The sequence below is a fragment of the Aeromonas sp. S16(2024) genome, assembly GCF_041403065.1.
In the GTDB taxonomy this organism is placed as follows: Bacteria; Pseudomonadota; Gammaproteobacteria; order Enterobacterales; family Aeromonadaceae; genus Aeromonas.
On the sequence record NZ_JBGLQX010000019.1, the window covers coordinates 50040 to 62522 of the forward strand.

Annotated in this window: 12 protein-coding genes; 3 read left to right on the forward strand and 9 right to left on the reverse strand. The window is 62.0% G+C overall.

What is annotated here, in order from left to right; all coding sequences use genetic code 11:
• Window positions 1-92: 92 nt before the first annotated feature.
• The 8 genes from ACB030_RS14880 to ACB030_RS14915 form a co-directional block, all read right to left on the reverse strand.
• Complete coding sequence (locus tag ACB030_RS14880; RefSeq protein WP_371160812.1) at window positions 93-287, reverse strand: heavy-metal-associated domain-containing protein; 195 nt, start codon at window positions 285-287, stop codon at window positions 93-95.
• A 62-nt stretch (window positions 288-349) separates the two neighbouring features.
• Entirely contained in the window at window positions 350-1312 is a 963-nt protein-coding gene (locus ACB030_RS14885) for a LacI family DNA-binding transcriptional regulator (protein WP_205642546.1), read from the reverse strand.
• A 127-nt stretch (window positions 1313-1439) separates the two neighbouring features.
• On the reverse strand, window positions 1440-2579 hold the full coding sequence (locus tag ACB030_RS14890; RefSeq protein ID WP_371160814.1) for a carbohydrate porin: 1140 nt from the start codon (window positions 2577-2579) through the stop codon (window positions 1440-1442).
• A 225-nt stretch (window positions 2580-2804) separates the two neighbouring features.
• On the reverse strand, window positions 2805-3734 hold the full coding sequence (locus ACB030_RS14895) for an ROK family protein (protein ID WP_371160816.1): 930 nt from the start codon (window positions 3732-3734) through the stop codon (window positions 2805-2807).
• 11 nt (window positions 3735-3745) lie between these two features.
• Window positions 3746-4057: a PTS N,N'-diacetylchitobiose transporter subunit IIA gene (chbA, locus tag ACB030_RS14900; protein WP_025328403.1), complete on the reverse strand. Its 312-nt coding sequence runs from the start codon at window positions 4055-4057 to the stop codon at window positions 3746-3748.
• 70 nt (window positions 4058-4127) lie between these two features.
• Complete coding sequence (locus ACB030_RS14905) at window positions 4128-5513, reverse strand: glycoside hydrolase family 1 protein (RefSeq protein WP_371160818.1); 1386 nt, start codon at window positions 5511-5513, stop codon at window positions 4128-4130.
• Between the two features lie 54 nt (window positions 5514-5567).
• Window positions 5568-6893 (reverse strand): PTS sugar transporter subunit IIC, encoded by a 1326-nt coding sequence (locus ACB030_RS14910; protein WP_371160820.1) that lies wholly within the window; start codon window positions 6891-6893, stop codon window positions 5568-5570.
• Between the two features lie 40 nt (window positions 6894-6933).
• Entirely contained in the window at window positions 6934-7239 is a 306-nt protein-coding gene (locus tag ACB030_RS14915; RefSeq protein WP_371160822.1) for a PTS sugar transporter subunit IIB, read from the reverse strand.
• Window positions 7240-7502: 263 nt separating this feature from the next.
• Between ACB030_RS14915 and ACB030_RS14920 the strand changes: the two genes are divergently transcribed.
• Window positions 7503-8795: a PTS sugar transporter subunit IIC gene (locus ACB030_RS14920; RefSeq protein WP_371160824.1), complete on the forward strand. Its 1293-nt coding sequence runs from the start codon at window positions 7503-7505 to the stop codon at window positions 8793-8795.
• A 9-nt stretch (window positions 8796-8804) separates the two neighbouring features.
• Here ACB030_RS14920 and ACB030_RS14925 read toward each other — a convergent pair whose 3' ends face one another.
• Window positions 8805-9755, reverse strand: coding sequence for an AEC family transporter (locus ACB030_RS14925; protein WP_371160826.1), 951 nt, complete (start codon window positions 9753-9755; stop codon window positions 8805-8807).
• Window positions 9756-9890: 135 nt separating this feature from the next.
• On the opposite strand from ACB030_RS14925, the gene treR reads away from it, so the two are divergent.
• The gene (treR, locus tag ACB030_RS14930; RefSeq protein WP_371160828.1) at window positions 9891-10838 is read left to right on the forward strand and encodes a trehalose operon repressor TreR; all 948 of its coding nucleotides are present in this window, start codon (window positions 9891-9893) and stop codon (window positions 10836-10838) included.
• Window positions 10839-11025: 187 nt separating this feature from the next.
• Window positions 11026-12456 carry a PTS trehalose transporter subunit IIBC gene (gene treB / locus ACB030_RS14935; RefSeq protein ID WP_205642554.1) on the forward strand — a complete coding sequence of 477 codons (1431 nt, stop codon included), beginning with the start codon at window positions 11026-11028 and terminating at the stop codon, window positions 12454-12456.
• The last annotated feature ends 27 nt before the right edge of the window (window positions 12457-12483 follow it).

The following is a 12483-nucleotide window of genomic DNA, read 5'->3' on the forward strand; positions in this document are numbered from 1 at the left end:
CATCCAGTTTAGATCGTTTTTAAGTGATCGCTCTCAACAATAGAAACAAGCAAACAGAATATTGGTCTGATTTTTACCCATATAGGGATAAATCACTCCGCGCTGAATCCCTGAGCTTCGATCAGCGCGATCAACTCGGCCTTGCTCAGTTCGCTCTCGATGACGGCCTTGCGGCTGCCAAAATCGACCCGGGCCTGGCTGACAGCGCTCTGGGCCAGCAGCGCCTTCTGCAGGCTGGCGGCGCAGCCACCGCAGGACATGCCGGAAACGGTGAGTTCTATGGTCATGGGATCTCTCCTCTGTGGATGTGCCGTCAGCCTAAAGCTGACGCCCGCGGCAAGGTCAAGCCCTAGCGGGCCACCACGGATTCACGCACCACCAGACGCCCCTGGAATTTCTGCTGCTCATCGGCCGGTCGCAGACTCTGCGCCAGCTGTGCTTGCAACACTCGCACGCTCTCCTGGGCCAGCCGCTCACTCGGGTATTCGATGCAGGTCAACGGCGGGGTCAGCTGGCTCGCCAGGGAGGAGCCCTCCAGGCTGATGACGGAGACATCCTGAGGGATATGGAGGTTGAACTCGCGCAACAGCCTCATGGCGTCGGCGGCCTGGGCATCTTGCTGCACCACCAGCGCCGTGAAGGGCAGGTAGCGATTGAGCAGGCCGAGCAGCGCCTGCTGGTTGTCGGTACCGTCGATCACCAGCTGGCTGTTATAGGGCAGAGATTGCTGCTGAAGTGCCTGCTGATAACCCTGGATGGCGCTCTTTCCGGCTGGGGACAGTTTGTCATCCAGCATCAGCACCAGCTGGCGATGACCCTTGCCGAGCAGGAAGCGACAGGCGCTCTCGGTGGCGAAGGTCAGGTCATAGCTGAGGTTGAGGTTGGCGGTGTCGCTCACCCCATCGAGCTGAATGAGGCGCGGGTCTGGATTCAGAGGCTGTTTGGTACCAAGCACCAGCACTCCGTCACAACGGCCTCCCAGCAGTTCATCGACCGCTAGCTGCTGTTGCTGCGCCTCGTCGGCAAAGCGCACCAGCATGCTCTTGCCCGTCTTGGCCAAGGCCCCTTCCAGCAACGGCAGCATGCTGGCCAGACGATTGCCAAGCTGGGGGGAGAGGATGATGCCCACACAATCCGTCGCCTGGGTCGCCAGGGAGCGAGCCGTGGCATTGGGTCGGAAATTCAGCTGCTCGGCGGCTTGCAACACGGCCAACCGGCTCTCTTCACGCACGCCGCGCGAGCCGCTCAGGACGCGGGAAACGGTGGCTTTAGACACATTCGCGAGGCGCGACACATCGGTAATATTGGCCATGGCTTCATCAACGGTAACCGGTTAACAGGCCTCCATCCTAGCACAGGCCAGCGACCTCCGGTAAGGGCCGGCACTCTGGTCAATGGAAAAGGGGGGCCCTTGCCCCCCTCTGCCAATCTGGCTTCCATCAGAAGTAATATTTGAAACGCACCCGGCCACCGTAGCGGTTCATGTTGTCCACCTCGCCGCTGTCGACATTCAGCTGGGACCAGTAGGCTCCCAGATAGATATCGAAGTTGTTCAGGTCCAGCACGCTCGGGATCTTGTAGGAGGCGTAGACGGTGTTGATGGTGTGCTTGCCCACCATCTTGCTGAAATCGGCGCTGGTGTTGTTCAGATTGGCGCTGCTGATGTCGTTGATGGCGTAGACGTAACCCAGGCCGGCATTGTGCCAGAGCAGGTTGGCGCCCAGGGTGGTATCGGTTTCAGCCTCGGCATCCATGCGGGCCAGGTTGGCATTGATGACCAGGGCATCCTGGGTCCAGCTGGTGGTGAGGCCATAACCCATGCGATCGGACACCGAGACGTCGTCGCTGGTGACGATGGCGTCGCTGATCACGTTGCCCTCGGCCCCCAGGGCGACCTTGAGGTTCTCCCCCTTCCAGGCGATGACGGGACGAACAATGATGGAGTCTTTGGCCTTGGTCAGCGCATAGCCATGGTATTGCTGGCCTGCAAACAGATTGGTGCGATCTCCGATCAGGGTGGAGAGCTCCAGATACCAGTTGCCCGTCTCCTTGTTGAGCAGCAGCTGGCCTCCCTTGCCAGCCCGGCCACGACCCTCCTTGAGCATGTAGACATAACCATTGCCATCGGAGTAGAGGTCGTTGGCGCTGTCACCGGAATGCTCGACAAAGATGTCCTGACCCAGCGGGAACATGTCATAAGCCTCGAAGCGGCCGACCTTCATCCCCCAGTTGCTGCGCTGGCCGAACCCCAGGTAAGCGTCATCGGCACCGGCACCGCCATTGGTGCCTATGGTGGGCTGGATCTGGATCTGGCCATAGCGACCATCTTCCAGCTCCCGTACCCCGAGGAAGTTCAGCAGCAGGCGACCATCTTCGTCCCAGCGATCGGTGCGGGTCTCGCTGGTCTGCCCCAGCACGTTGCCACGGGTGGTGTTGGATGCGTTCAGGTTGATCTCCGCATCGCCCCCCAGGCTCAGGCGCCCGAAGTCCGTGTTGGTCTCCACCACGGCGCTGGCCATGAAAGGGGTGCTCAGGGCCAGGATGGCAAGGAGCTGGGCGGACAGGTTTGTCAGTTTCATTATTATCATTCCTTGAGTTTTATGTTTTTGATATACAAGCACTTATTTATCTGTCTCCCTGAAGGGAGGACAAATTCGGGCATGCCTTTCCCCCATCGCGACGCAATGTGGGGCAAAGGGCATGGATCAAATCGGGTGGGGGCTAGGGCCCGAGGCTGTGTCTCAGCCCCTGACAGGCATCGCCCGCCGGGGCAGGCGAGTCGGCGCGCTCTCCTCGGCCACGGCTCAGATGGCCCATGTGGTGGCTCCTTCGACGCAGCTCGGCAGCCAGGCGGCGCCGCGTACCCCGCTGCTGTCTCCGTAGCGGGCAGGCACTATGGGGGTGAGGCACTGCGCCGAGAACAGGTAGGGGATCACTGCCGCCGGCAGATCGCGATAGAGGGAGGCGATGTTGGAGAGGCCGCCCCCCAGTACGATGACATCCGGATCCAGCACATTGATCAGGCTGGCGACGCTGCGGGCCAGGGCATGGATGAAGTGGTCATAGTGGACCCCTGCCTCCACATCCCCCTCGGCGGCAGCCGTGATGATCCCAAGCGGCGACAGCCCGCGGCCGTGGCGTTCCACGAAACGGCCGGCAAACCCTGTCCCGGAGACGAACCGCTCGATGCAGTTGCTGCGCCCGCAGTAACAGGGCTGGGTTGGGCCATCAAGCGCCGGATCGTAGCCGGGCAGCGGATTGTGACCCCACTCCCCGGTGATGGCGTTGGGACCGACGACGAGCTGGCGATTGACCACCAAGCCGCCACCACAGCCGGTGCCGAGGATGATGCCAAACACTACCCTGCCCGCCTCTCCCGCCCCGTCGACGGCCTCCGAGAGGGCGAAACAGTCGGCGTCATTGGCGAGCCACACCGGCTGGCCCAGTGCCTGGGTCAAGTCTCCTTTAAGGTCTTGTCCGTTGAGAAACAGACAGTTGGCATTCTTGATGCGACCCGTCTGCGGGTCGATCGCCCCGGGCAGCCCTATGCCGATGGTGAAGACGCTGTCCATCGCCTGCCGTATCTCCCTCACCAGCTCGGTGATGGCCGCCAGGAAATCGCCGTACCCCGTGGTCGGGGTCGCGATACGCTTGCGCAGCAGGCTGACGCCCTGGCCATCGAGCAGTTGAGCCTCGATCTTGGTGCCCCCGATGTCGAGTCCGAGTCGCAACATGATCGTCTTCCTCAGGCAGCCAGCTTGCGGTGCAGCTCGATGAGCTCGGTGACCAGCTCTCGGGCCAACATGGCGGTCATCAGGTGGTCCTGGGCGTGGACCAGGATCAGCGTGACCGGGATCTTGCCCTCCCCCTCATCCGCCTCGATCAGCCGAGTCTGTACTGCATGGGCGGCATTGGCGGCCTCGGCGGCCTGGCGCAACAGATCGTCAGCCTCCGCAAACTGGCCGGCCCTGGCCTGGCGCAGCGCCTCGAAACAGAGGCTGCGGCTCATGCCGGCATTGATGATAAGACCCATGACGGTCTCTTCCAGATCGAACATACACACTCCTTGATGATGGGCGCCGGCCCTGGGGCTGGCGCTCTTTATAGGGGGTCAGGTGACAGAATAATCAGTCAAAGCCATTCTCACGGGCGGCGGTGGCAAACCACTGGCCGCTCTTCTTGATACGCCGGGTCTGGCTTTCCAGCTCCAGCTCGATGAAGCCGTAACGGTTCTTGTAGGCATTGCTCCAGGACCAGTTGTCGATGAAGGTCCAGAGGTGATAGCCCCGGCACTGGCAGCCCTCCGACAGCCCCTTGTGCAGCCAGATGAGGTGATCCCGGATGAAGCCGATGCGGTAGTCATCCTGGATCTGGCCATCTTCTCCCTTGAACCTGGCCTCCCCCTCGACCCCCATGCCGTTTTCGGAGATGTAGCTCGGGATGTTGCCGTAGTGGTCGCGCAGGTTGACCAGGATGTCGTAGATCCCCTGCTCGTAGATCTCCCAGCCCCGGTGCGGGTTCATCTTGCGCCCCGGCATCTCGTAGTAGTCGAATAACCACTCCGGCATGAAGGGGCTGGCAGGATTGACCGCGTGACTGCGCGCCTTGACCCGGCGCGGCTGGTAGTAGTTGACCCCCAGCAGGTCTATCTTGCCGGCCGCCAGCAGGGCGGCATCGCCCGGCTCGCAGGCCGGCAGCTGATCGTATTCCCGCAGCAGCTCGACCAGCTCGGCGGGGTATTCCCCCTTGACCGCCGGATCCAGGAAGCTGCGGTTGAACATCAGATCCGCAATGTTGGCCGCCTTCAGATCCGCCGGGTGTTGCGAGCGCGGATAGGAAGGGGTCAGATTCAGGATGATGCCGATCTGGCCATCCTGGCCTTGGTCGCGATAGGCCTGCACCGCCTTGGCGTGAGCCAGCATGGTGTGATAGGCCACGGTGGCGGCGCGGCGAAAGTCCACCACGTTCGGATAGTGGAAGTCGTAGAGGTAACCCCCCTCCACCGGCACGATCGGCTCGTTGAAGGTGAACCAGTGTTTGACCTTGCCCCCGAACAGCCTGAAGCAGGTCTCGGCAAACTCGGCGTAAGCCTCTATCACGTCCCGGCTTTCCCAGCCCCCCAGCGCCTGCATGCTCATGGGCATGTCGAAGTGGAACAGGCAGATAAAGGGCTCGATCCCCTCGGCCTTGAGCTCGTCGAGCATGGCGTCGTAGAAGGCGACAGCCTCCGGGTTGGGCTCCCCCCGGCCAGCCGGGATCAGCCTGGACCAGGCGATGGAGGTGCGAAAGCTGTTGTGACCAAGCTGCTTCAGCAGACGGATGTCATCGCGAAAATGCTCATAAAAACCGGAGGTCTGCGCCGGCCCTATCTGCTGATGGAAACGGTTGGGGGACTGCTCGAACCAGTGATCCCAGATGGTTGGGGCCTTGCCACCCTGGAGGCTGGCGCCTTCGGCCTGAGCGGCGGAGGAGGCGCTGCCCCACCAGAACTGTTCAGGAAAACGGTATTGCATCTCGTGTTACTCCAAGCTTGAAAAAAGAGGCCGCCAGGCGGCCCCGGCAGGCAATCAACGAGTGGCGGCGGCCAGCTCCGGCGTTTTCGGACTCTCTTCCTGCTCTTCCTGTTTGAGCAGGGTGCGCTCATAGGCTTTCAGGAAGGGGTAATACATGGCAGCGGCGGAGCACATGCAGAGCAGGCTCAGCACCATGGGGCTGATGGCCCAGTTGGCGGCCCAGGAGGCGCCGATGGGGCCGGGGGTGGTCCAGGGAGTGAGAGAGACAACCCGCTCCACCAGACCTATATCCAGAGCAAACCAGGCCAGGGTGGCGTTGATCATGGGTACCAGGATGAAGGGCAGGAAGAACACAGGGTTCATCACTATGGGCGCACCGAACAGGATGGGTTCGTTGATGTTGAACAGGCCAGGCACCACGCCCATCTTGCCGATGGATCTCAGGTGGGCGGCCTTGCTGCGCAGCAGCAGGAAGGCCAGCGGCAGGGTGGAGCCGACGCCACCGATCAACAGGTAGTGATCCCAGAAGCCCTGCAGGAAGATGTGGGGCAGCGCTTCACCGGCCGCCATGGCGGCCTGGTTGTTGGCCAGATTGGCCATCCAGAACGGGTTCATGATGCCGGTGACGATCAGGGCACCGTGGATCCCCGCGAACCAGAGCACCTGGCACACCAGCACCGCCAATAACATGGCAGGCAGGGAATCGGAGGCCGCCACCAGCGGCTTGACCAGCGACATGATGGCCTCCGGCAAAATCATGCCGGTGGTGCTCTCCAGGATCAGGTTGAGCGGGTGCAGGGTCAGGATGATCACCAGCACAGGGATCAGCACCTCGAACGAGCGGGCGACCCCCGTCGGCACCTGGGGCGGCAACTTGATGGTGATGTTGTTGCGCTTGAGGAAGGCATAGACCTCGGCCGCATAGATGGCGGTGATCAGGGCCGTGAAGATCCCCTGGCCGGAGAAATACTGCATGGAGATGGCACCCTCCTTGACGGGGGCGGCCACCAGCATGAAGGACATCAGGCAGAGCAGGCCTGTGGTGACGGGGTCCAGACCGTTCTGCCGCGCCAGGCTGGCACCAATTCCCACCGAGATGAACAGGGTCATCAGCCCCATGCTCAACTGGAACGGCAGCAGCAACTGGGACTGATAGGTGGCCGAGAAGTCGAGCCAGGCACGGGCAAATCCCCATTGGGTCTGTGGTGAGAAGGGGGGGAAGATGAACACCAGCATGAAGCTGCCGACGATCATGAAGGGCAAGGCGGCGATGAAGCCGTCACGGATCGCCTGCACGTATTTCTGCTGGCCGATCCGGCCGGCCAGCGGGCTGACCCGGTTCTCAATGGTACTGACAAAGCGCTCGTAAAGGGTGTTCATGAAGGTTTCCTTGTGACATTCACTGGTTGGGGTCTGCGCATCAGCCGATCAGGGTGAGGGCATGGTCGAGGACCTTGTCACCCCGTTGCATGCCGTAATCCATCATGTTGATGGTGTCGACAGGCACGCCATGAGCCGAAGCTCGCTGCTGCAACTCGGCCTGCATGTATTTGACCTGGGGCCCCAGCAGCACCACCTGGTAGTGGGGCATCTGCAGATCGAACTCTGCCGCACCGAAGGCCTGTATCTCGGCGTCCAGTCCCCGCTTGTTCGCCTCCTCTTTCATCTTCTTGACCAGCAGGCTGGTGGACATGCCGGAAGAGCAGCACAACATGATTTTTTTCATTTCCCGATTCTCCAGACGTTCGTAACGGATGGCGCATTCTGGATCGAACGGATTCTTTTTGGAAACCGGTTTCCAAAAAGAATCCGTTGATGTGTGAGCGGGATCGGGATTTTCCGGTTCAAGGGGTCGGGAAGTGTGAGCGAGGTAATGAAATGGCAAAATGGTCGCGGATATTACGGAAACAAAACCACAAAGCCGTCAAAATGGCGCCCAAGCCCCGTGATGACAAGGGGCATCAGGATGACAAGGAACCGAATAACGTGATGAATCTGCAATGGATGGCAATGCTGGTCGGCATGATAGAGCAGCGCATGGTACCGTTTGCCAACTGGCTGACCCGCAGTCGCCATGTGCTCTCCTTGCGCGATGGTTTTCAGCTGGCCATGCCCTTCGTCATCGTCGGCAGCCTGCTGGTCCCCATCCTCTATCCTCCCATCGCCCCCGACACGCCGCACGCCTTCGGACAGTGGCTGCACTGGCTGGCGCGGGCGCTGCATCCTTTCCTGTTTCCCGTCTACTCCCACACCCTGGGGTTGGTGGCGCTGATCATCGCGTTTGGGGCGGCGTCCAGCCTCGCCAAGGCATACGAAATGCCGGAGCGCCTTTGCGGTCTGGGGGGCTGCATGGCCTTCCTGATGCTGATCGACTTTCGTTCGCTGCAACCCGGGGTGTTTGGCTATCTGGGGGGGGCCGGGATCTTCACGGCCTTGCTGATGGCGTTCTACTCGGTGGAAGTGACCCGGTTCTTCTATCGCCGGGGCTGGTACATCCAGATGCCGGACGAGGTGCCGGTGATGACCCGCCGGGGCTTTCAGCTGATAGTGCCGCTGCTGTTCATCATGCTTTCGCTGAGTCTGCTGCGGCTCTGGTTGCAGCAGCAGTTCGGGATCAGTCTGCCGGACTTCATGGCCGCCCTGTTCCGGCCCCTGATCGTGGGGGCCGACACCCTGCCCGCCCTGCTGATCACCCTGCTGATCGCCCATCTGCTCTGGTTCATGGGGATCCACGGCGCCCTGATAGTGACCGGATTGATGTCACCCTTCTGGATGGCCGGGGTAAGCGCCAACCAGGCCGCGCTGATGGCGGGAGAGCCCCTGCCCCATATCTTCCTGCAAGGGTTCTGGGACTACTACCTGCTGATCGGGGGGATTGGGACTACCTTGCCACTGGTGTTCATGGCCATGCGCAGTCGCTCTCACTCGATTCAGTCGGTAGGCAAGCTGGGTTTCATACCCTCGATGTTCAACATCAATGAGCCGCTGCTGTTCGGTTTTCCCATCATCATGAATCCGCTGTTCTTTTTGCCCTTCATCGGCGTGCCACTGATCAACGCCGTGCTCGCCTGGCAGCTGACCCAGTGGGGGTTTCTCGACAGGTTCATCGCCCTGCTGCCCTGGTCCATGCCCTCCCCGCTGGGCGCCGCCTGGGCGGCCAACGGCAGCTGGAGCAATGGCCTGATGAGCCTGGTCTGCATCCTCAACAGCTATGTGCTCTACCGCCCCTTCTTCCTGGCCCACGAGAAGATGGTGCTGGAACAAGAACATGAAAGAGCCTGACCCAATGGATTACCCCATCAACCCCAGGTAGTTCATCAGGGCGGCCCCCAGGCTGGTGGTCACCAGCGAACCGAGCGTGGTGGTGGCGATGATGTTCGCCGCCAGGGCGCTGTCGCCCCCCATGGCGCGGGTCATCACATAGCTGGCGGCGGCGGTCGGGGTGGAGCTGATGAGGAAGAGGATGCCGAGGGCCTGGGTGTTGAAGCCAAGCGCCCATGCCCCCAGCACCAGCAGCACGGGGATGCAGAACAGGCGGTTGGCGGTGGCCCAGCCGGTCAGCATGGCGCCGCCGCGCAGGGCCTTGAGGTTGAGGCTGGCACCGGTGCAGAGCAGCGCCAACGGCAGCGTCATGTTGGCGAAGTAGTTGCCCGTGGTGATCACCAGCTGGGGCAGCTCTATGCCGAGCAGGCCGAACGGCAAGGCCGCCAGTATGGCGATGATGAGGGGGTTTCTGGCTATCCCCTTGAGGATGGGCTTGATCCCTTTTCCGCCCCCCAGGCTGCGGGTCAGGGTGATCACCGCGAGGATGTTGTAGAGCACAGTGACCGAGCCCACCAGCAGGGCGGCGGCGCCTATGCCCTCGGGGCCATAGGCGTTCTGTACATAAGCCAGCCCCATGATCCCCATGTTGCCGCGAAAGCTGCCCTGCACGAAGATGCCGCGCAGACGTCGCTCGCTGATGAAGCGGGCCGCCAGCAGCTCGAGCACCAGAAAACCGGCCAAAGTGCCGAGCAGGCCGTAGAGGATGAGCCAGGGGCTCGGCATGGTGGAAAAATCGGTGCGCACCATGCTGAGAAACAAGAGGGCTGGCAGGGTGACCTGGAACACCAGCCGGGAGGCGGATTCGACGAAACTGTCGGGCAAGAGACCCAGCCGCTTGAGCCAGATCCCGAGCACCAGTACCAGGCAGATGGGGCCAGTGATGGAGAGGGAGAAGTGCAGACTTGCCAACAGATCCATGATGCGCGTCCTGTGCAATGGCGGGGGGAGTCGCCTGGGCAAATTGGCATTCTAACGCCATGGGCTTGTATTCACAGGACTTAATCACAACAATGTCTGCATCCCTGTTGTCGCCCTCCCCTGTACGGATCCCCCATGGAAAAGAAACTGACCATCCTCGATATCGCCCGCCTCAGCGGGGTCGGCAAGTCGACCGTCTCCCGGGTGCTCAATCAGGATCCCAAGGTCAACGCCCAGACCAGAGCCAGGGTCGAGGCGGTGATCGCCGAGCACGACTTCGTGCCGAGCAAGTCGGCCCGGGCCATGCGCAGCCAGAGCCAGCAGGTGATCGGCATAGTGGTGTCGCGCCTCGACTCCAGCTCGGAAAACCAGGCGGTGCGCGGCATGCTGGAGACCCTCTATGCCCGCGGCTACGACGCCGTGCTGATGGAGAGCAAGTTCTCCCCCGCCAAGGTGAGCGAGCACCTGGCCGTGCTGGAGCGGCGCGGGGTGGACGGCATCATACTGTTTGCCTTCAACGATCTGGACTACGCCGCCATGGCGCCGCTCAGGGAGAAGCTGGTGCTGATGGCGCGCGAGCGCCCCGGCTTCTCGTCGGTCTGCTTCGACGATGACGGTGCGGTGCGAACCGTGCTTGCACACCTCAGGGAGCGCGGCCTGACAGAGGTCGCCTATCTGGGGGTCGAACGCAGCGATCTCACCACTGGGCTGCGCCGGCATCAGGCCTATCTCGACTACTGTCGGGAGCAGGGGCTCACGCCCCGCAGCGCCCTCGGGGATCTCGGCCTGCAAAGCGGCTACCGGCTGGCGGCCGAGCTGGTCACTCCCCGCACCCAGGCCATGGTCTGTGCCAGCGACACCCTGGCCATAGGCGCAGCCAAGTACCTGCAGGAGCAGGGGCGCACCGACATCCTGGTGAGCGGCCTCGGCAGCAATCCCATGCTCACCTTCCTGTTTGCCAACACCCTCAGCCTGGATTTCGGCTATAAAGATGCCGGCATTCTGGCCGCCAGACAGCTGCTCGATCAGATTGAAGAGGGCCAGGCCCCCAGAGCCACCATAGCCCCCTGTCAGCCCCTGTAGTCTATCTTTTCCTCTCATCACCGGCGTTTTGCACTTTTTGTGACCACCGCCACGAATTGGGAACGTTCCCATTGCTGATATCGGCCACTGGCTTCATGCTGATTGGGAACGATACCAATAAGCGGGCGGTCATTGGCCAGCCGGCAAAGAAACGACCATTATTCATCGAGTCACAGAGGGAAGGCTCATGTCAAAAGTCAACACACAGCATCTGGCACAGCTGATCGAACGGATCGGCGGCAAGGACAACATCACCACAGTCAGCCACTGCCTGACCCGGCTCAGGTTCGTGCTGGCCGATCCGGCCAAGGCCGATCCCAAGGCCATCGAGACCATACCCTCGGTGAAGGGGAGCTTCACCCAGGGCGGCCAGTTCCAGGTGGTGATCGGCAACGAGGTGGATCAGTGGTACAAGGCGCTGACCCAGGAGATAGGGGTGAGCGGCGCCAGCAAGGATGCCGCCAAGCAGGCGGCCCGCCACAACATGAATCCGCTGGAGCGCGGCATCTCCCACCTGGCGGAGATCTTCGTGCCCCTGCTGCCCGCCATCATCACAGGCGGCCTGATCCTGGGTTTTCGCAACGTCATCGGCGACATCAAGATGTTCGACGACGGGACCCATACCCTGGTGGAGATCAGCCAGTTCTGGGCCCAGGTGCACGCCTTCCTCTGGCTGCTGGGTGAGGCCATCTTCCACTTCCTGCCGGTGGGCGTCTGCTGGTCTGCGGTGAAGAAGATGGGGGGCTCCGAGATCCTCGGCATAGTGCTGGGCATCACCCTGGTCTCGCCGCAACTGATGAACGCCTACGGCATAGGTCAGCAAACCCCGGAAGTGTGGGACTTCGGCCTCTTCGTCATCCAGAAGGTGGGCTATCAGGCCCAGGTCATTCCAGCCCTGCTGGCGGGTGTCTTCCTCGCCTGGGTGGAAACCAGCCTCAAGCGCATCATTCCGGCTTACCTCTATCTGGTGATAGTGCCCTTCATCTCCCTGCTGCTGGCGGTGATCGTGGCCCACGCCTTCATCGGCCCCTTCGGTCGCTGGATTGGTGAGGGTGTCGGCTTTGCCGCCAAGGCGGCCATGACGGGGTCGTTTGCCCCCATAGGCGCCGCCCTGTTCGGCTTCCTCTATGCGCCCCTGGTCATCACCGGCATCCACCACACCACCAACGCGGTGGATCTGCAGCTGATGCAGAGCATGGGGGGCACCCCCATCTGGCCGCTGATCGCGCTCTCCAATATCGCCCAGGCGTCTGCCGTGGTGGGGATCATCCTTATCAGCCGCAAGGAGAACGAGCGGGAGATCTCTGTCCCGGCCGCCATCTCCGCCTACCTGGGCGTGACCGAGCCGGCCATGTACGGCATCAACCTCAAGTACAAGTTCCCCATGCTGTGCGCCATGGTGGGCTCCAGCCTCGCGGCCCTCATCTGCGGTTTCAGCGGCGTGATGGCCAACGGCATCGGGGTAGGTGGCCTGCCGGGCATCCTCTCCATCCAGCCGCAATACTGGGGCATCTACGCCGTCGCCATGCTGGTGGCCATAGTGGTGCCCGTGGTGCTGACCCTGCTGGTCTACAAGCGCCAGCAGGCGGCCGGCAAGCTGGATCTGGCGACCGCCTGATCCACACAACATCGGCGGAGCCCTGGC